The following is a 19,660-nucleotide window of genomic DNA, read 5'->3' on the forward strand; positions in this document are numbered from 1 at the left end:
GCTCAGGCCAGCGCCTTGCGGATCCGGGCGTCGCTGACCGTCTGCGCGGTGCCGAGCTGCTGGGCCCACAGCGAGACCCTGAACTCCTCCAGCATCCAGCGCACCTGCCGCAGGGACTCACCGGGCGGCCGGCCCTCCGGAAGCGCTGCGAGCCGGTGCAGGAAGGCCTCCTGCAGGTCACCGATCTGGTCCATCAGCTGGCGGTCCCGGCCCAGCTGCGACTCGAGCTGCGCGCGTCGACGATCGATCGCCGCGAGATAGCGCGGGAACTCACGCAGCTGCCGCGGTCCTGCCTCGGAGACGAACCCGCGCCGCACCAGGCGGTCGAGCTGTCCTCGCATGTCGCTCAGCGCCGAGAGCGTGGACATGTCCGTGCGTCCGCTGAGCACCTTGTCGGTGCCTCGCCAGGCCTGGAGCACCTTGAACACGTCGGTGAGCACGCCGCGGACCCTGGGCGCCAGGTCGACCCGGACGGCGGCGACGAGCGCGTCGAAGGCCGCCTCGTCGCGCACCGGTGGGCGGTTGTCCACGGCCTCCCCCAGCACGGCGAGCAGGCAGTCCTCGAGCAGCTCGGCCACCGTCGGATAGGGAGACCCTGCCAGCGAGAGCTTGTCGGTGTTGCTCAGCTGGTCGAGCAGCTCCTTGACCACGTCGCGCCGCTCGGACAGTGCCAACAGCAGCAGACGGCGTACGCCGAGACGGTGCCGGGCCGCCTGCTCGTCGGCCGAGCCGAAGACCTGCAGGCCCACGGTCTCGCCCTCGTCGACCAGCGCCGGGAAGCCCCGCACCTCGTGGCCGGCGCGGACCTGGGTGAAGGAGGACTCGATCACCCCGAACGTCCACCGGGTCTGCCCGGTGACGGTGATCCCGGATTCGGCCGCGGCCTCGGCCATCGCGGCGGCGAACTTCGGCCTCAGCGGTGCCTTGAGCGCCTCCAGGTCCTTGCCCCTGCCCTGCTCGCGACCGGTCTCGTCAACGACCCGGAAGGTCGGCTGCAGGTGCGAGGGCACCTTGGACCAGTCCCAGGCCTCTCTGGGTACGACGACGCCGGTCGTGGAGCGCAGCCACCGCTCCAGGGCGTCGAGCAGGGACTCGTCACCGGGCGGGACGGCCGCCAGGAACTCACGGGCCTTGTTTGGGGCGGGCACGAAGTTGACCCGCAGGTTCTTCGGCAGGCTCCGGATCAGGTTGGTGACCAGCTCCTCGCGCAGGCCCGGCACGTTCCAGGAGAACTGGTCGCTCTCGACCCGGTTCAGCGTCGAGACCGGCACGTCGATGGTGAGCCCGTCGTCGGCCGCACCCGGATCGAAGTTGTAGCCGATGGTGAAGGTCAGGCCCTCGCCCTGCCACAGCTCGGGATAGTCGGTGGCCCGCACCTCCTCGGCGGTGTCGTGGGTGAGCATCTCCGGGTCGAAGGTGAGGAGGTTGCCGTTCTTGCGGCGCTGCTCCTTCCACCACGAGTTGAAGTGCGCACCACTGACCACCTCGGCGCCGACGCGGGCGTCATAGAAGTCGAAGAGCGTGTGCTCGTCGACCACGATGTCGCGGCGCCGGGCCCGGTGCTCCAGCTCCTCGGCCTCGGCCAGCAGCTGCTGGTTCTTGATGTGGAACTTGTGCCGGCCCGACTCCAGCTCCGGCCACTCCCCGTGCACCAGCGCGTGCCGGATGAACAGCTCGCGGCACAGCTCCGGGTCGACGCGCGCATAGTTCACCAGGCGGTCGGCGACCAGTGGCACGCCATAGAGCAGCACCTTCTCGTGTGCCATCACCGCACCACGCTTGGCCGACCAGTGCGGCTCGGACCAGTTGCGCTTGACCAGGTGTGCACCGAGTCGTTCGGCCCACTCGGGGTTGATCGCCGCGTTCTGGCGCGCCCAGAGCCGGCCGGTCTCGACCAGCTCGGCGCTCATCAGGAACTCGGGGTTCTTGCGGGCCAGGCCGGAGCCGGGGAAGATCGCGAAGCGCGCGCCCCTGGCCCCGAGATATTCGCGGGGGCCACGACGCTCGGGCTTCTTCCCCTTCGCCGCCGGCTCGCGCTCCTCGAGTGCCCCGATGTGCGAGAGCAGGCCGGACAACAACGCCTGGTGGATGCCGTCGGCGTCGGGCTGGTCGGCAGGGTGACCGATCTCGAGCTTCATCTCCTTGCAGACCTGCCGCAGCTGTGACTCGAAGTCCTGCCACTCGCGCACTCGCAGGTAGTTGAGGAACTCGGCCTTGCACATCCTGCGGAACGCGCTCGAGGAGCGTTCCTTCTGCTCCTTCTTCAGGTGCCGCCACAGGTTCAGCAGCGTCATGAAGTCGGAGGTCGGGTCCTTGAAGCGGGCATGCAGCTGATCGGCCTGGGCGCGGAACTCCTCGGGCCGCTCACGCGGGTCCTGCAGTGAAAGGGCAGCCGCGACGACGATCACCTCGCGGACACAGCCCAGCCGCTCTGCCTCCAGCACCATCCGGCCCAGACGGGGGTCGATCGGCATCCGTGCCAAGCGCCGGCCGAGTCGGGTCAGGCCCGGACGCGCGGGTCCCTTGCGGGGACCCGGACGCCCGGGGTCATTCGAGGCCCCGAACGCGCCCAGCTCCTCGAGCAGCTGGGTGCCTGCGGAGATGTTGCGCTTGTCGGGCGGTTCCACGAACCCGAACCGCGCCACGTCCCCCAGCCCGAGCGAGGCCATCTGCAAGATCACCGAGGCCAGGTTGGTGCGCAGGATCTCCGGCTCGGTGAACTCGGGGCGCGACTCGAAGTCCTCTTCCGAGTAGAGCCGGATCGCGATGCCGGCCTCGACCCGCCCGCACCGTCCGGAGCGCTGGTTGGCGGACGCCTGGGAGATCGGCTCGATCGGGAGCCGCTGCACCTTGGTGCGTGCCGAGTAGCGGGAGATGCGCGCCAGACCGGAGTCCACGACGTACCTGATCCCGGGGACGGTCAGCGAGGTCTCGGCGACGTTGGTGGCCAGGACGACGCGTCGGCCGCGTCCGGCCTTCGGGGACTCGAAGACCCGGTGCTGCTCCGCGGCCGAGAGCCGCGAGTAGAGCGGGACCACGTCGAGCTTGTTGCGCAGGTTGAGGTCGTTGAGGGCATCGGCGGTGTCTCGGATCTCGCGCTCGCCGGGCAGGAAGACCAGGATGTCGCCGGGGCCCTCGCCGGAGAGCTCGCGCACCGCGTCGGCGATGGCCTCGGTCTGGTCGCGGGTGACGACCTCGCCGTCCTCGTCGCTGTCGGGCAGCTCCACCAGCGGGCGGTAGCGGACCTCGACCGGATAGGTGCGCCCGGAGACCTCGATGATGGGTGCGGGCTTGCCGCGGCTGTCGGCGAAGTGCGCGGCGAACCGCTCGGGATCGATCGTCGCGGAGGTGATGATCAGCTTCAGGTCCGGGCGCTTGGGCAAGAGCTGCTTGAGGTAGCCGAGGATGAAGTCGATGTTGAGGCTGCGTTCGTGGGCCTCGTCGATGATCAGGGTGTCGTACTTCTTCAGCAGCCGGTCGCGCTGCAGCTCGGCGAGCAGGATGCCGTCGGTCATCAGCTTGACCCGGGAGCTGCGCGAGGTGCGGTCGGTGAACCGGACCTGGTAGCCGATCACGTCGCCCAGCTCGGTCTCGAGCTCCTCTGCGATCCGTTCGGCGACCGAGCGGGCGGCGATCCGCCGGGGCTGGGTGTGGCCGATCAGCTTGCCGTCGCGCCCACCCTGTCCCCCTCCCTGTCCCCGTCCGAGCTCCAGGCAGATCTTGGGCAGCTGGGTGGTCTTTCCGGAGCCCGTCTCGCCGGCGACGATGACGACCTGGTGGTCGCGGATGGCGTCGGCGATGTCGTCTCGCCGGGCGCTGACCGGGAGGTCGGGATAGCTGATCTTCAAGGATGCGTTCACAACGTGGCCATTCTTCCCCACGCACCAACCCCTTTTCCGTCCGAGGGGTAGGTCGGCGGTGAGCCTCAGCCGACCGCAGCGACCAGAGCCGGCAGCGAGGAACTCATTGCCCGGACCACTTCCTCGCGCGTGACGCCGGCGGGTTCGCGCGCCCAGCCCAGCGCCAGGTCCTCGGCATAGGCGGACCACGCGTGCACGATCAATCGGGTCCCGGCGGTGTCCGGAAGGAGCATGTCGTCGTCCTCGATGAAGAGCCGCTCGGTGAGAGCTGAGCGGGCCTCCTCATAGATCTCGCGCAGCTGGGCGTTGCCACCGGCGGCACCCCGGACGAGCGAGAGATAGCCCTCGTAGTTCGCCACCACGTAGTCGAGGTAGGACTCCATCGAGACCAGCAGCCTGGTCAGCGAATCCCCTTCGGCGGGCGGCGCAGTCATCGCGATCAGGTCGTCGGCGGCACGGCGTACGACGGCCACGTGGAAGTCCTGCTTGTTGCCGAAGTAGTGGTAGAGCAACCCTCGGGAGATCCCGGCCTCCTCGGCGAGCATCTCGATGGAGATCTCGTCGAGCGAGCGGGTGGCCAGCAGGGAGACCCCCAGCTCGAGCAGCTGCTCGCGACGGCTTTCCGGGCTCATGCGGACGCGAGGGGAGCTGGCCATGTCGGCCATCCTAGTGAATTTCTGTCAACAGACTATTGACGCTGATTCAATAGCCCCCTAGCGTGAGTCCATGGCCCACGCGCTCGGCTCATGCCGACGTCGGGCCGCTCGGGTCACGACGACCACGCACCGACTCCAGGAGGTCCACGGATGAAGACGCTCAACGACAAGGTCGTGGTGATCACCGGCGCCGGATCCGGCATCGGCCGGGCCCTCGCCCTCAACGCCGCCGGCAAGGGCGCACTGCTCGCACTCTCCGACGTCGACGAGTCCGGTCTTGCCGAGACCGTGGACCTGGTCAAGAACGCCGGCGCCCGTGAAGTGCGCTCGGACCGCGTCGACGTGGCCGACCGCGCTGCGATGACGGCGTACGCCGCCTCGGTGGCCGACCAGTTCGGCCGCGTCAACGTGGTGGTCAACAACGCCGGAGTTGCCCTGGCCGGCAACTTCGAGGAGATGGACTATGCCGACATGGAGTGGATCGTCGGCATCAACTTCTGGGGCGTCATCCACGGCACCAAGGAGTTCCTGCCCCACCTGATCGCCTCGGGTGACGGCCACATCGTGAACCTGTCGAGCCTCTTCGGCCTGCTCTCCATCCCCGGGCAGAGCGCCTACAACGCGACGAAGTACGCCGTCCGCGGCTTCAGCGAGGCCGTCCGCGAGGAGTTGCTGATCGCCGGACACCCGGTGGGCGTGACCGTCGTGCACCCCGGCGGCATCAAGACCGCCATCGCCCGCAACGCCCGGGTCACCAGCAGCGAGGACCAGGCCGAGACCGCCAAGGTCTTCGACAAGAAGCTCGCCCGGATGACCCCGGACAAGGCGGCCGCGATCATCGTCGACGGCATGCTCGCCGGCAAGCCGCGTGTGCTGGTCGGGATCGACGCCCACCTGCTGCACAACTGGGCAAAGTTCACCGGTGCCCGCTATCAGGACATCGTCGCCAAGCTGGCCGGACGAATGCTACCGAAGAAGCGCGCCTGACTCTGGCACTGTGGCTCCCATGCAGCTCGGGACGCCGGTGATCATCGCGATGACCAAGTGGGGCGATCGGCCGCACTGGACCTACTCCGCCCGCTATCTCGGTAGCGACGAGCACGGTGACTGGGTCGGCGTCACAGCCGGCACCCTGATGTCGCGCCCGGGTGCCGAGCTGCTCGCACCGCTCCCCCAGGTCTGCCTGGCGCCGACGCTCGGCGCACCGGAGGTGAGTGGATGGTTCGCGACCTTCCACACCCGCTCGGCCCCCGGCGCCGGTGCCGGTGCTGATGCCGGGAGGGAGCCCTCCTTCCCGGTCGAGGTCTATGTCGACATCGCGACGCAGCCGGTCTGGGACGGCACCACGATCCGCGCGATCGACCTCGACCTGGACGTGATCCGTGGCTTCAGCCGCCGAGTGTGGATCGACGACGAGGACGAGTTCGCCGAGCATCGCGTCGCCTTCGACTATCCGTCAGCGACCATCGACCTGGCCCTGGCCAACTGCGAGGCGGTGCACCGCGCGGTGTCTGACCACGCCGCCCCCTATGACGAGGCGACGCCGGCACGGTGGGCCGAGGTGCTGGCCGCACTGGACTGAGTCAGCCGGTCGCGGTTGGGGCTCCCCGCCGGTCGCGTGGATGGGGTCAGAGACTGTCGCGCAACTCGCCGACCACGGAGTCGACGACAGCGACCAGGTCACCACCGGTCTCGGCGGCGACGGCGCGCTGGCGTTGGTAGGACGCCCCGCGCCGCGGGATCTCGGCGACCGAGCGGAGCTCCTCGACGCAGTCGAGCCGGCGCGCCACCGGCTCCAGGCGCTCAAGCAGGTCGTCGAGGTCGTCGGTGATCAGTCGCTCGTTCGACGCGGAGTCGAGGATGATGATCGCGTCGAGGCCATAGCGGGCCGCACGCCACTTGTTCTCCTGGACGTGCCACGGCGGCATCGAGGGCAGCGTTTCGCCGGCGCTGAGCCGGGTGTCGAGGTCGACGACCAGGCAGTGCATCAGCGCGACCAGGGCACTCATCTCGTGCAGGGTCGAGACCCCGTCGGCGACGCGGTTCTCGATGGTGCCCAGCTTCGCGGCAGGACGGATGTCCCACCGGATCTCCGACAGCTCGTCGACCACACCGGTGGTCAGCTGGTCGTGCGCGAACGCCTCGAACTCCGACCACTTCTCGAACTGGAAGGGCAGCCCGGCGGTCGGCAGCTGCTGGAACATCAACGCCCGGTTCGACGCATAGCCGGTGTCCGTGCCGGCCCAGACCGGGGACGAGGCCGAGAGCGCCTGGATGTGCGGATATTGGTTGAGCAGTGAGGAGATGATCGGCATCACCCGTGACTGCTCGGGGACCCCGACGTGCACGTGCACGCCCCAGATCAACATCTGGCGCCCCCACCACTGGGTGCGGTTGATCAGCTCCTGATAGCGGTGTCCCTCGGTCAGCTGCTGGGCCGACCAGTTCGCGAACGGGTGAGTTCCCGCTCCGAACAGGTCGACGCCGAGCGCGTCCGCGGCGGGCAGCACCACGTCCAGGGTCCCGCGCAGGTCGGCCATCGCCTCGCCGACGGAACCGCAGACCCCGGTCACCACCTCGACGGTGTTGCGCAGCAGCTCCTTGTGCAGCTTGTCCTGATGGGGCAGGTCCGGGCCCACCGCGGCGAACAGGTCCGCTGCGGAGTTGGTCAGGTCCCGCGTCTTCTTGTCCACGAGCGCGAACTCCCACTCGACCCCGAGGGTCGGACGAGGAGAGCCGCGGAAGTCGATGCGCACGGGACCAGCGTTCCACATCGAAGAGGACATGGGACCATTCACACATGGCAGATTCACCCGAGGTTGCTCACGTCGTCGACCTCAGCCTGAGGATCGGCGAGATGCTGCTCTCCTCGGGGGCAGGAGCAGCGGACGTCACGGCCACCATGCACTCGGTCGCCTTCCACATGGGTCTGCGCAACCCGATCGTGGACGTGACCTTCACCAGCATGTCGATGAGCTATCAGTCCGACGAGGACGTGCCGCTCGTGATGATCCGCCAGGTCAAGGAACGCGACATCGACTATGAGGACCTCTCCCGGGTCGACCAGCTGGTCCGCGACATCCTGGCCGACCGCGTCAGCCTCGCCGAGGCCCGCACCGTGGTCGCCCGGCTCAGCTCCTCGGGGCACCACCGCAATCGTTGGCTGGTCACCGCCGCCCTCGGTCTGATGGCGGGCGGGGTGGCCCTGATGCTCGGTGGGAACCCGCAGGTGTGCGGCATCGCGTTCCTGGCCGCGGCCAGCATCGACCGGCTGCAGAAATACATGGCGACCTTCCGGTTGCCGATGTTCTACCTGCAGGTCGCCGGTGGCGCGTTGGCCACCAGCTTCGCGGTCGCTGCTGCCGCCGCCGACATCGACGTGGATCCCTCCAAGGTGGTCACCGCCAACATCATCCTGCTGCTCTCCGGCATCGGCTTCATGGGTGGACTGCAGGACGCGCTGACCGGCTTCTACGTCACCGCCGGGGCCCGGATGACCGAAGCCTTCCTCTCGACGGCCGGCATCATCGCCGGTGTCAGTGGTGGCCTGACCCTGGGCACCGTGCTGGGCGTGAGCGTCGGGCAGTTCGAGCCCGGCGCCTCCGACCTGGCCACGGTGGCGGTCACCGGCCTCGGCGCAGCGATCTGTGCAGCGGCCTTCGCCTTCGCCTCCTACTCCCCCAAGCGCGTCCTGGTCCCGATCGGGCTGGTCGCCTGGTTCGCCATCGTGATCGCGACCTACATCGAGCAGGCGGGCTTCGGCCGCACCTGGGCGGTCGCCAGCGCGGCGTTCTTCATCGGGCTGGTCGCCTATGGCGTCAGTGGGCGGGTCCGGGTGCCGCCGCTGGTCATCGTCGTGTCGACGATGGTGCCCCTGCTCCCCGGCCTGTCCATCTATCGCGGACTGTCCCTGCTCTCCGAGGGCGAGCACGTCGGCCAAGGTCTGCTGGCCGTCATGACCGCCGCGTCCGTGGCGATCGCTCTGGCCAGTGGGGTGATCCTGGGCGAGTACGTCGCGCAGCCGGTGCGACGTGAAGCGCGCAAGATGGAGAAGCGGTTGGCAGGACCGCGGTTGGTCGGCCCGCTCCGCGCCCGCGCCAAGCGCTGATCCACCCCTGCCGACCTCCCCCGCCCGATCGGTCGCCGTCTCAGTCGTGCTGAGCGGCGATGTAGGCGTAGCGCAGTGCGGTCTTCATCCGCCTGAGCTCGCGGTACCAGACCCGGACCTCGGCATTGCAGCGAACCCGTTGGACCTTGGTGTCGTGTTCGGCGCACTCCGCCTTCGCCTCCGAGTCCGTCGGCGGGAAGATCGAGCTCCCGTCGTAGTAGTAGATGCCGAAGCCGTTGGCCGCGTCCCCCTCCACCGCGATGATCGTCTTGGCCGGCGGCGTCCACTGCGCCGGCTCGTCGGCGTTCGATCCGCTCATCGACACCATGAATGCTGCTCCCACCAGAAGGCCGATCACCAAGGACAGGCCGTGCTTGATCCGAGACATGCTCTTCTCCCGACTCCGGGGCCGGTTGATCCGGCCATACGGCAGGAAACGTAGGTGGGCGGGACCGGGGCTCGCCGGCGCCAGGGCACCACCTGTGGAGAACCCGCCCGCCGAAGCGCCCTGTGCACGAAATCCGGCCCTCCCGGCGCCGTAACCGGTGGTGATGCCGGACGTTCACCGTCTGTGGAGCCTCTCGACATCGAGACGCTGCCGCGCAAGGATCAACAGCGGCACGTCGAACATCGACGTACGCAGGGACACCCGGAGGGGGCAGCACGAGTGGCAACGCCGATCGACCCGACATCAACCGCGTTCCTGGTGGCAGAGAACCGGAGCATGCCGATGCATGTCGGGGGGCTGCAGCTCTTCGAACGTCCCGAGGGGGCGGGAACGCACTACGCCGCACAGCTCTATGAGCAGTTGAGCGCCCCGCAGGAGATCGCCCCGCTCTTCCTCAAGCACCCACGTCGCACCCTGGCCGGGCTCGGCAACTACGTGTGGGCCGAGGACGAGCTCTTCGACATCGAGCACCACGTCCGGCACAGCGCACTCCCCGAACCCGGTCGGATCCGGGAGCTCCTCGATCTCTGCTCGCGCCTGCACGGCACCCGGATGGCGCGTGAGCGGCCGCTGTGGGAGGCCCACGTCATCGAGGGCCTCAACGACGGCAGGATCGCGCTCTACACCAAGGTGCACCACTCCCTCGTCGACGGTGTCTCCTCGATGCGGCTGCTGCAGAGCGTCCTGAGCAGCGACCCCGACGAACGCGACATGCCGGCACCCTGGGCAGCCCGTCCGAGGCCCGCCTCGACCGCACTCCAGACCCAGGCAGAGGCCAACCGCAACCTGGCCGACCTGCCGGCCAAGGCGTACCGCACGGCACTCGGCCTCAGCTTCGAGGCCGCCGGGATGCCGTCGGCGCTGCTGCGCACCATCAACGCCGGCGTGCGCAACGAGACCAGCGCGCTCTCGCTGCACGCACCGCGGATGCTGTTCAACCAGTCCATCACCGGCTCCCGACGGTTCGCGGCGCAGGACTGGCCCGTCGAGCGGATGCGTGCCATCGGCAAGGCCACCGGCACCACCATCAACGACGTGGTCCTGGCCATGTGCAGTGGGGCGATGCGCAGCTATCTCGAGGAGATGGGCGAGCTGCCGGACACGTCGATGGTCTCCATGGTCCCGGTCGGCCTCAACGCCAAGCAGGCCCAGACCGCCTCGGCGGAGGGCGGCAACGCGATCGGGGTGGTGATGGTCAAGCTCGGCACCGACCTGCCCGACCCGGCGGATCGGCTCAAGAGCATCCACCGGTCGATGCTCGAGGGCAAGCGCGCCCTCAGCGCGATGACCTCCACCCAGATCCTGGCGATGAGCGCGATCGGGATGGCACCGGCCCTGCTGACGCCGATGCTGAGGATGCAGGGCATCGTGCGGCCGCCGTTCAACCTGATCATTTCCAACGTCCCTGGCCCGCGTAGCACGCAATACTTCAACGGCGCCAAGCTCGTCGGGATGTATCCCCTCTCGATCCCGATCCACGGGATGGCACTCAACATCACCTGCACGTCCTACAACGGCCAGATGGGCTTCGGCCTCACCGGCTGCCGGCGCACGGTCCCCCACCTGCAGCGCCTGCTCACCCACCTCGATGACGAACTCGCCGCACTGGAGAAGGCCGCGGGGGTCTGAGTCCCCTCAGAACCCCTGGGTGTTGTTGCCGGGGTTCGGGTCGACGTGACCGACAGCAGTCACGGCGGCGGTGCCAGTCATCGTGATTCCGAAGACGTCAAGTGACAGCGCCGGCGCCGGCGCATCCGCTGTGTACTCATAGCTGCAGGTGATCGTGGTTCCTGCCGGGAAGAAGTACGGCGTGCCGGCACCCACTGTGCCACCACCGGGCTCGCGGCAGGCCCAGCCCTGCCCGGACGCCGAGTTCAGGCCGAACTCATCATCGAAGGTGAACGCAAGGTCCACCACCACCCCGACCAGGCTCGAGCCAGACGTCACGTTGATGCCGGTAACCAGGTTCCATTCAGCCAGCAGGCCACCCCCTGTCTTGGTCACCCCGGACACGCCGAAGTCGTAGACAGGTTCGGGCTCGGGTTCCCACCCCGGCCCCGGCGCCGGTTCGGGCTCGGGCTCGGGCTCGGGCTCGGGTTCAACCACCGGCATCGGTTCGGGCTCAGGCGTCGGTGTCGGCGCGGGGGTCGGTGTCGGTGTCGGTGTCGGCGCGGGCGAAGGTCCGAGGTCAGCAGCCACGGGCTCGACATCCCGAACGGTCACGAGCGGCGGGAGCTCTTCCTCCTCGTCCTCGGCAGGCTGGGGCGACACGTCGGGCACACCACGTAGTGGCGGAAGGATCGACGCGGGAATCTTCTCGGCCAGTGGGGCGACGGACTCGTCGCGCACCACGAAGTAGCCCGGCACGGCAGCGGTCAGGACCAGGACGACCCCGAGGCCCAGCTTGACCTGCATGCTGAGGCGCCCCAACCAGCCTCCCAACTGACCCGCGAACCCGCCCATCAGGCCACCCGGAGCACCGGCCCCACCAGGAGCCGAGGTTGCCCCCCGATCGACCGCTCCGTGCGACGGCTGACCAGCCGTGGTTCCGTCTCGCGCCGCCGCAGCCGCGAACCCGAGCGCAGCCAGCCCACCAGCCGCCACGGTCCCGCCGACCGCACCGGCGGACAGCGAAGAGCCATGGGCGATGGGGCCGGAGCCGTCTGGTGACCCGCCGTCGCCTGAGGTCGCCGTACCGGAAAACTTCGCACCGCCGACCAATACGAGCGGCCAGAACAGGATGCCGATCTTGCGGTTGACCTGCTCCAGTTCATTGCAGGCACGCTGACAGTCCGGGCATCCGCCCAGATGCAGGCGGACCTTCCCGCTGCTACGCGGCGAGAGCTCCTCGCGGACATACTGGCTGAGCCTGTCCAGGGTCCACGTGCAGCCACTAGCACCGGTGGCAGGCAGGTGCTGGTCGAGATAGGCCTGACGCAGTCCCTCCCGTGCACGGTAGGCGAGCGAGGAGACAGCGGCCGCGGTCATTCCCGTCCCTGCCGCGACCTCGGCCGGCTTGCGCCCCTCGATCTCGAGTTGCCACAACACCTGTTGCCACTGTGCCGACAGGGTCGCGAAGGCACTGCTCGCCCGTTCCCCGTCGACACCGGAAATTGCCTGCTCGTCCTCGACGACCTCGCTCTCGAGCACCCACGGCTGGTTCGAGGCCGCCCGCTCGATGCTCTGACGTCGCGCGTTGGATCGGTGCACATTGCGCAGGCAGGCGAAGAGGTAGGACCGGAAGTCACTGCTCGGGCCACCACCGGCAGCGGTCTGGGTCAGGACACGGGCGAACGCATCGGCGACGAGTTCATCGGCATCGCCGTCCTGGGCCAGGGCACGAGCCATCCCTCGCGCGGAGGAGAGGTGACGTTCATAGAGCTGGGTGTACGCCGCATGGTCACCGGCGCGAACGCGCTCGACCAGGTCGTGGTCCGCGGGTGAGCCCTGCGGATCCGTGGCGGATATGGACATCTCTCGAGGCTCCTGGAGTCAGTCGACGTGCCTGCGTCGCGACGTCACGCCTCGCGCCCAGACAGGAACGACCGCTGCTCCCCACCGCAACCGTTGCCAGCGTCAAGTATGTGCGTTCGTTGTACATGCCACCGGCAAACACTCTGTGATCTGAGTCACAAATGTGTTTTCACCGTCAGATCCGTACGGCTCCCGGCTCTTGTTCTCCGACTTGGTCCACAACTCGGGAGGACGCACACCGCGTCCCCACCAGATGACAGGAGCAGAACGTGCACATGTCCACCGACCCGGCGGTCGCCTCGACCCCGAGCCGACCCACCACGTGTCCGGCCAGCGGAGGCAGCCGATGAACGCCGCACCGAACGCATCAGCATCGATCCTGCGGGCTCGCAGTCATGGCAGCCAGAGCAGTCCGGGCATCGGGACCCGTACGGCCGGAGGAAGCACAGTCATCAAGCGCGGTCCCGCGCCTCTCCAAGGGCACCAGGTCCGAGCACCCGAACCCCCGCGCCAGCTGCCGCCGTCGCAGGACAACGTCGTCCCGATCGGGCTGCACGCCCGGTCCCGGATGCTCGCCGCCCCGACAGACGCAGAACTGCTCGCCCGTTGCCGGCAGGCCGACTCGGATGCCTGGGACCTGCTCGTCTCCCGATACGAGCGGCTCATCTATTCAGTCGCCATGCGCAACGGGGTGACACCCGAAGACGCTGCAGACATCACGCAGACCACTTTCGTGGCTCTGATCGACTCTCTCGACCGGATCCAGGACGAGACCCGTCTCGCCTCGTGGTTGATGACCGTCGCCCGTCGCCAGGCCTGGCGGCTTCGCTCCAGTTCGCGGCGCACGATCGTCTCCGACTCGGTCCCCGACCGGGTCGAGGACCCGATCGCCGACTGGGCACTGCAGACCGCAGTCCACGATGCCCTCGGCCAACTGGGGGGCACCTGCCGTGACCTTCTCCTGGCCCTCTTCTTCGATCCCGAAGAACCCAGCTATGCCGAGATCGCCCGCCGCTTCGGCAGGTCCATCGGCGGTATCGGCCCACTGCGCGGCAGGTGCCTCGAGCGCCTCCGCAACCTCATGTCCGAAGGGGAGGACCAATGAACAACGACCATCCCAGCTCTCGCCGGTCACTCGACATGGCCAGCCTCGTCGACTGGGTCGAGGGACGCTCGGGTCGGCCAGCCGACGAGCGGGTCCACAAGGCCACAGCAGAGGACGCGGAGACCGGCGCGAAGGTGCTCTGGATCCGGGACTTCCTCCGAGCCGGCCGCTCCATGCCCCTGCTCACGCCTCCGCAAGAGTTGCGCAACGAACTCCGACTCGCCTTCCGGCGCTACGTGAGTCCCGGCCTGCCGGGCGATGCTCTTGAGGCCGCCCTGACCTTCGACAGCAGGGACTACGCCATGGCGTCGGGGATGAGATCACGCGGCGATGACGACGTACGCCACCTGGTCATGGAGCACGAGACTGCGCGCCTCTCCTTGACCGTAGTCAACAACGGCGCCGATGCCCCGGACATCCAGGGTCTGTTGACCTGGAGCGAGCCCGGCCCCGGCTACAGCGAACTCGTGTTCACTCGGGGCGACGCGTTCGAACGTGCCGTCCGACCGGGTGCCGACGGGCACTTCCAGATCGCCGGAATCTCCCGCGACGTTGACGAAGTCTGGATCTCGCGCGGTCCCCACCTCCTCCGTCTCGGGATCGATCTCACGAACCGAGAGTGACATGACCGAACGACAGAAGAGGGCCGACGCCCGGGCTGACGACGCGTCCTCCGTGCCGGAGGTGGAGCAAGGCATCAACGAGGCTGCCCGTCTGGCCAGTCGCGATCCCGGTCAGGCCCTGGTCCTCCTGGGGACGATCCTCACCCCCGCGCTGCGGCTGACGAACCCCGGGGCGAGCGGACGGGCGTGGCTGGTCCGCGCCGAGGCCCTGCTCGAGTCCGGCGCCCATCAGGCGGCAATGGCCGCAGCCCGGAGTGCGCACCGCGACCTGCTGGTCGCGGGTCTGACCAACGAGGTCCCCCGTACCTACCTGCTGCGGGCCACCGTTCTTCATCATCTGGGGGACCATCGAGGGGCACTCCATCTGGCCAACGGACTGGTCGACCCCGCTGCCACGCTGGACGGGATGCTGGGCCCGGTGTCCCCCAACCCGGAGACCCGGGCCGGGGCGCACCTCCTCGTCGCCAACTCCCTGACGCGACTCGGCGACAGCACCGGTGCGCTCCAGCACCACGACCTGGCCTGGGACCGATTCAGTGCCCTGGACAACGAGGAGATGCAGGCGCGCACCGAGCGCGATCGCGGTACGACGTACCTGCGTCTCGGCATGTCCCGGAGGGCTCTGGCCGACCTGACCCACGCCACGGGTCGGCTGCGCGAACTTGGGGCAGACCTCCACGCGTATCGGTCCGCGGTGCCCAAGTCGGAGGCGCTGCTCCAGCTCGGGCGACCCGCGCTGGCGATCCAGGTGCTGCTCGAGGCCGATGACTACTTCTCCGGCCTCGAGACCCGAGTCGACCTGGCCAGGGTCAAGCTCGCCCTGGGCAATGCGCTGCTCCACGCAGGCTTCTGCCACGACGCGCGCAGCGAAGCGCGACAAGCCGTGGAGTTGCTCTTCGAGGAGGACCTGGTCGACCTGCTGGGCCAGGCCCACCTGGTTGCCGGACTCAGCTCCCTCCCGCTGAAGGATCTGGCCGGAGCCCGCCAGGAACTCGCGTCGGCAGAACGGATGTTGCACGACAGCCAGGGCCAACACGACCGCGCGATGGTGTGGCTGGCCCAGGGTTGGCTGGCATTGCGCGAGCAGGACCTGCCGCGAGCCGCCCGACTGGCCGACGCTGTTCTGGGAATGCCGGGCTTGACCTCCGGGCAACTCCTCGCCTCCGCTCACCTCATCGGCGCCTGTGCCAGTGGCAGATGGGTCCCCTCGGCGCAGGCTCACATGACCGAGGTGGACCGACTGATTTCGGAGACTCCCGATCACTCCCTGCAGGTCTCGCGCCAACTCGTGGCTGCCGCTCTACACCTCGGCTCCGGCACCCTGGACGAGGCCCATTCGATTCTCCGCGAAGTTCTCGACGCGGGACCTGACTCCCTCGGCAACGGCACCCGGATGGCCCCACTCATCCGGACTTCCGACGTCATCGACCTGATGATCCAGGTGCTCCTTGCCGACGGAACCCACGCCTCGGTCTCCGAGGCGTGGCAGTGGGCGGCCGTCGGCCGGGTGATGTCGCTCGACACCCTGGACGCGGAGACCATCGATCCGCGCGAGCGAGAGAAGGTCCTGACAGAACTCTCCATCGCCTTGGACGGACTTGACCACCCGCACGACGACTTCGACCCCAACAGCGTGGAGACCGCCCAACGAGTGGCGCGCCGTACGCTGCGGAAGCGTCTGGTCCGCAGCGGCCACGGGCCCTGGGCCGCCGGCCAACCCCTCCCGGGAGTGCCGGAAGGTCCACTGGTCCATTTCCACATGCTCCAGGGCGACGTGATCGCCTTCGTCATCCGGGAAGGCCAGGTCCACGCACGCCGCCTCGCCGGAGCGGTCGCCCTCAGTTGCCGGGCACTCCGCCAGTGGAGTGTGGAGTGCTCACGCATGGCACACGTGGGCAGGCACGCGGGTGAGAGCCTCACCGGCGGCCCGGGGCTGGAGGCCCTGCACCAACTCAGCGAGTACCTGATCCATCCGATCGATGAACTCCTCCAGGACCTCGACAGCAGGCCGGTCGTCCTGGTCGGGGACGGCCATCTGAGCAGCGTCCCGTTCGAGGCTCTCGAAGTGGACGGGGAGCCGCTCGCTCGCCGCTATCGCCTGGCCTTCACCCACGACCCCACGCAGCCGGACCCCGGGCCTCCCTCGCTCGATCCGGTGCTGGTGCTCGCTGTGCCCGACGACGAGGCGCCCCGGATCGAAGCGGAGGCAGCCGCTGTGGCCGGCGTACACCCCGACGCGACCGCGGTGGTGGGACCTGGCGCGACAACCGAGGTCCTGGCCTCCCTCGGCGGATCGCACGGCCTCATCCACATCGCCTGCCACGGGATGTCAGCACCGGACCATCCCTTTCGCTCCGCGTTGCGACTGGCCGATCGCTGGCTCACTTCCACCGAGGTCTTCGAGCTGCAGCTCTCCGACAGCGTGGTGGTGCTCAACGCCTGTGCCTCCGGACGTGGCTGGGAGACCGCGACCGAGGCCGGCGGCCTCGTCTGGGCGTTCCTTGCCGCCGGATGCCGGGGCGTGGTTGCCACGCTGTGGCCCGTCGATGACGACACGGCCCTCGAATTTGCCCGGCTCTTCCACGGTCATGTTGCTGCTGGCTCGTCGCCGGCCGCCGCAGTGGAAGCGGCCTGCCTCTCGATCGCTCACGATCGTCCCCATCCGTGGCACTGGGCCGCGTTCCGCTACGTGGCCGGCTCCTGAAGCGACGTCTCAGTAGGCTCCCCGGGCCAGGAGCACGGCCGGCACAGTGCGGACCAGGATGCGCAGGTCGAGCCACAGGCTCCAGTGCTCCACGTAGTAGAGGTCCAGTGCGACTGCCTGGCGCCAACTCAGATCGCTCCGTCCGCTGACCTGCCACAAGCCGGTCAGGCCGGGCAGGACGCTCAGTCGAACCAGCCCCTCGGCGGGATAGCCCGCCACTTCGTCCGGCAGCGCAGGGCGGGGTCCGACGAGGGACATCGTGCCGAACAGGACATTGACCAGTTGCGGCAGCTCGTCCAGGGAGAACTTGCGCAGCCAGTGCCCGACGGGCGTGACGCGTGGGTCCCGGCGGATCTTGAAGAGCTGGCCGCCCTCGACCTCGTTCATCTCCTGCAGCAGGTCACGTTCGTGTTCCGCCCCGACCCGCATGGAGCGGAACTTGCGGACCAGGATCTCGCGGCCGTCCTTGCCGACCCGGACCTGCCGGTAGAGCGCCGGACCGCGGCTCGTGCACCGGACCAGAAGGGCCAGCGTCACCAGGAGCGGGACCAGCAGAAGCAGGAGCACGAAAGCGACCACGAGATCCACGGCGCGCTTGACCCACCGGTGCACCGTTTTCGACTCCGCCGCGACGCGCACGTGCCGGGTGGCCACGCTGACCCCCGGGAGTTCCGGGACTTCCGAAAGCTCCGGGAAGGCGTACGCCGAGCCGAAGGTCGATGAGTCACCCGGCAGCGGCGCCTGACTCGGTTGGGCGCTCATGGCGTGGGCTCGTCATCGTCATAGTCGTCGGCATCGGTGTCGGCATCGTCGGGGACGCCGAAGAGTCCGGTGTAGTCGGGCGAACCACGTGTCGAACCGAGTGCGGCCCTGCCCTCGGTGAGGAACGCACGGCGCATTGCCACCATCAGGTCGTCGGCCTCCTCGAGCCTGCTGCCGAGGGCCTCCAGGGAGAGCTGCCGTACGACGCTGACCCGTTCGTGGGCTGCGCTCAGGATCAGCTCGGCCTCACACTCGGCCTCCCGGATCCGCGCCACCGACAGGCGAACCACGGCCGTTCGCAACCGTTGGGCCTCCTTGGCGATGAGCTGCAGCAACTGACCGGCGTCCTCGGGTCTGGCCGACGCGACATCGTGCAGGTCGTCGATCAGTCGGTCGATCTCGGAGTGCGGGAAGTGCGGTGGCCAGGTCCCGTCCTGGCCGGCGGCCTGACTCGCAGCCTGTGCGGCAGGGCCGGTGCGGGTTTCGTTCTTGCTCACATGCGTCGCCTCATCAGTCGGTTTCACTTCTCACCCACTGGTGCGTCCAGAGGGTCACTTGATCCCGGCTGATGCCGGAATTTCGCAGAGATTTCTCAAGCCACAGGGCCGATCAGCGTCGGCGTGTGCCGAGCAGGACCGCGCCCAGGGTGCGGATCGGCACCACTCGCAGATCCGCGACCGCCTTGACCAGGACGTCGCGCTTGACCCGGCCTGCGGGGATCGTGATCAGCACGGCTCCGTCGATGCCGATGATGCGGGCGTCGTCGGACTCGGTGACCGGAGGCGCGTGGACGAGGATCACGTCGTACTGCGGGTCGATCTCCTCCATGAGTCGCCGAATCCGCATCTCGAGCAGGCTGGGGGCGGCCAGGTCCGGGTTGCCCAGCGGCACCACGGCAACGCCGTCGACGGGACCCGGCAGGGCGACCTCACCCACCGGTACGCCGGTGGCCAGCATGTCGTAGAGACCGGGCTTCCCCGGAGCATCAAGGGCTGGGTGTCGTCGCCGGTCGCCACGGTGGGCATCGATCACCAGCACCCGGTGGCCGACCTCGGCGAGGGAGACCGCCAGGTTGACCTCGAGCCAACCGCTCCAGGGGCCCGCCACCGCCGGTGCCACCACCAGAGTCCGCGTGGGCTGGTCACTGCTGGCGAACTCCAGCGCCACCCGGAGGGCCCGCAGCGCGGCGAACTCGGCGCTGTCCGGGTCCGTGGCGCTGACTCCCCCAGCATCCACGGGCCGTGGCAGGACTCCGAGGACACCCAGTCCCTGGGTCGCTTCCGCGACTTCCTCGGGGGTGTCCACCGTGCGGGAGACCCGGTCGCGCACGACTGCTGCGGCGACACCGAGAGCGAGCGCGAGAAGTGCGCCGGCCAGGACCGAGATCTTGATGTTCGGTGACGTGAAGTCGGTCGGGGTCGCCGCAGGATCGATCACGGTGAACACGAATTGCCCGTTGTCCAGAGCGAACGCCGGCAGCGCCGCCACCACGGCGTTCGCCACCTGGGCGGCGACCTGAGGATCCGGATCGGTGACGGAGACCTGGACCACCACGGTCCCCGTGACCACGGCGCTCTGGACCCGGTCCTGCAACTGCACCAGGGATCGGGTGCCGATCGCCGCGCTCACCTGGCTCAGCAGGGGACGGTTGACGGCGACGTCGGCCATGGTGCTGAGCAGGGTGTCGTATTCCACCAGCGTCTGCGACAGCTCCGGTGACGGAGTGACTGCCACGCGCGCGGTCGCGGTGAACTGGCGCTCAGCCAGGGCCAGACCGATGGCGATCACGGCAGCCACCAGGGCCACGACCAGCGCCATCACCAGACGGCGGCGCCAGAGCAGGGCCCCGAAGACCCGGAGATTCGTCCCGGTGGCGGCCACCGAGGGCTCGCGCAGGACCGGCATTCTCGACATGTTCGT

The 19,660-nt window shown here is 68.8% G+C and carries 15 protein-coding genes; 7 read left to right on the forward strand and 8 right to left on the reverse strand.

The window, feature by feature from the left end; translation table 11 throughout:
- Positions 1 to 2: 2 nt before the first annotated feature.
- Positions 3 to 3,860, reverse strand: coding sequence for an ATP-dependent RNA helicase HrpA (gene hrpA, locus BJ980_RS07330; protein ID WP_179501687.1), 3,858 nt, complete (start codon positions 3,858 to 3,860; stop codon positions 3 to 5).
- A gap of 65 nt (positions 3,861 to 3,925) precedes the next feature.
- Positions 3,926 to 4,516 (reverse strand): TetR/AcrR family transcriptional regulator, encoded by a 591-nt coding sequence (locus BJ980_RS07335; protein ID WP_179501688.1) that lies wholly within the window; start codon positions 4,514 to 4,516, stop codon positions 3,926 to 3,928.
- Positions 4,517 to 4,666: 150 nt separating this feature from the next.
- Here BJ980_RS07335 and BJ980_RS07340 point away from each other — a divergent pair, with 150 nt between their 5' ends.
- Together BJ980_RS07340 and BJ980_RS07345 are read left to right on the forward strand one after the other, a co-directional pair.
- Positions 4,667 to 5,503, forward strand: a complete 837-nt coding sequence (locus tag BJ980_RS07340; RefSeq protein ID WP_179501689.1) for an SDR family NAD(P)-dependent oxidoreductase — start codon at positions 4,667 to 4,669, stop codon at positions 5,501 to 5,503.
- Between the two features lie 19 nt (positions 5,504 to 5,522).
- Positions 5,523 to 6,098: a DUF402 domain-containing protein gene (locus tag BJ980_RS07345; RefSeq protein ID WP_179501690.1), complete on the forward strand. Its 576-nt coding sequence runs from the start codon at positions 5,523 to 5,525 to the stop codon at positions 6,096 to 6,098.
- A 46-nt stretch (positions 6,099 to 6,144) separates the two neighbouring features.
- On the opposite strand, the gene BJ980_RS07350 is transcribed toward BJ980_RS07345, so the two are convergent.
- Entirely contained in the window at positions 6,145 to 7,272 is a 1,128-nt protein-coding gene (locus BJ980_RS07350) for a glutamate--cysteine ligase (RefSeq protein WP_343047727.1), read from the reverse strand.
- A gap of 44 nt (positions 7,273 to 7,316) precedes the next feature.
- Between BJ980_RS07350 and BJ980_RS07355 the strand changes: the two genes are divergently transcribed.
- On the forward strand, positions 7,317 to 8,624 hold the full coding sequence (locus tag BJ980_RS07355) for a threonine/serine exporter family protein (protein WP_179501692.1): 1,308 nt from the start codon (positions 7,317 to 7,319) through the stop codon (positions 8,622 to 8,624).
- Positions 8,625 to 8,664: 40 nt separating this feature from the next.
- Here the strand turns inward: BJ980_RS07355 and BJ980_RS07360 are convergent, their stop codons facing one another.
- On the reverse strand, positions 8,665 to 9,012 hold the full coding sequence (locus tag BJ980_RS07360) for a hypothetical protein (protein WP_179501693.1): 348 nt from the start codon (positions 9,010 to 9,012) through the stop codon (positions 8,665 to 8,667).
- 183 nt (positions 9,013 to 9,195) lie between these two features.
- Here BJ980_RS07360 and BJ980_RS07365 point away from each other — a divergent pair, with 183 nt between their 5' ends.
- Positions 9,196 to 10,701 (forward strand): WS/DGAT/MGAT family O-acyltransferase, encoded by a 1,506-nt coding sequence (locus BJ980_RS07365; protein ID WP_343047728.1) that lies wholly within the window; start codon positions 9,196 to 9,198, stop codon positions 10,699 to 10,701.
- 6 nt (positions 10,702 to 10,707) lie between these two features.
- Here the strand turns inward: BJ980_RS07365 and BJ980_RS07370 are convergent, their stop codons facing one another.
- Positions 10,708 to 12,546 carry a sigma-70 family RNA polymerase sigma factor gene (locus BJ980_RS07370; protein ID WP_179501694.1) on the reverse strand — a complete coding sequence of 613 codons (1,839 nt, stop codon included), beginning with the start codon at positions 12,544 to 12,546 and terminating at the stop codon, positions 10,708 to 10,710.
- A gap of 346 nt (positions 12,547 to 12,892) precedes the next feature.
- Here BJ980_RS07370 and BJ980_RS07375 point away from each other — a divergent pair, with 346 nt between their 5' ends.
- The 3 genes from BJ980_RS07375 to BJ980_RS07385 are packed head-to-tail and all read left to right on the forward strand — an operon-like array spanning position 12,893 to position 16,978.
- Entirely contained in the window at positions 12,893 to 13,651 is a 759-nt protein-coding gene (locus BJ980_RS07375; protein WP_179501695.1) for an RNA polymerase sigma factor, read from the forward strand.
- A complete protein-coding gene (locus BJ980_RS07380) occupies positions 13,648 to 14,274 on the forward strand; it encodes a hypothetical protein (protein ID WP_179501696.1) in 627 nt (208 codons plus the stop codon). The genes BJ980_RS07375 and BJ980_RS07380 overlap by 4 nt, the downstream gene beginning before the upstream one ends.
- A 1-nt stretch (position 14,275) precedes the next feature.
- Positions 14,276 to 16,978 carry a CHAT domain-containing protein gene (locus BJ980_RS07385; protein WP_179501697.1) on the forward strand — a complete coding sequence of 901 codons (2,703 nt, stop codon included), beginning with the start codon at positions 14,276 to 14,278 and terminating at the stop codon, positions 16,976 to 16,978.
- A gap of 9 nt (positions 16,979 to 16,987) precedes the next feature.
- Here BJ980_RS07385 and BJ980_RS07390 read toward each other — a convergent pair whose 3' ends face one another.
- The 3 genes from BJ980_RS07390 to BJ980_RS07400 form a co-directional block, all read right to left on the reverse strand.
- A complete protein-coding gene (locus BJ980_RS07390) occupies positions 16,988 to 17,740 on the reverse strand; it encodes a sugar transferase (protein WP_179501698.1) in 753 nt (250 codons plus the stop codon).
- Positions 17,737 to 18,237 (reverse strand): hypothetical protein, encoded by a 501-nt coding sequence (locus tag BJ980_RS07395; RefSeq protein ID WP_179501699.1) that lies wholly within the window; start codon positions 18,235 to 18,237, stop codon positions 17,737 to 17,739. Before BJ980_RS07395 ends, BJ980_RS07390 begins: the two co-directional genes overlap by 4 nt.
- 112 nt (positions 18,238 to 18,349) lie before the next feature.
- Entirely contained in the window at positions 18,350 to 19,654 is a 1,305-nt protein-coding gene (locus tag BJ980_RS07400; RefSeq protein WP_179501700.1) for a P-loop NTPase family protein, read from the reverse strand.
- Positions 19,655 to 19,660 lie beyond the last annotated feature (6 nt).

The sequence above is a fragment of the Nocardioides daedukensis genome, assembly GCF_013408415.1.
GTDB lineage: Bacteria > Actinomycetota > Actinomycetes > Propionibacteriales > Nocardioidaceae > Nocardioides > Nocardioides daedukensis.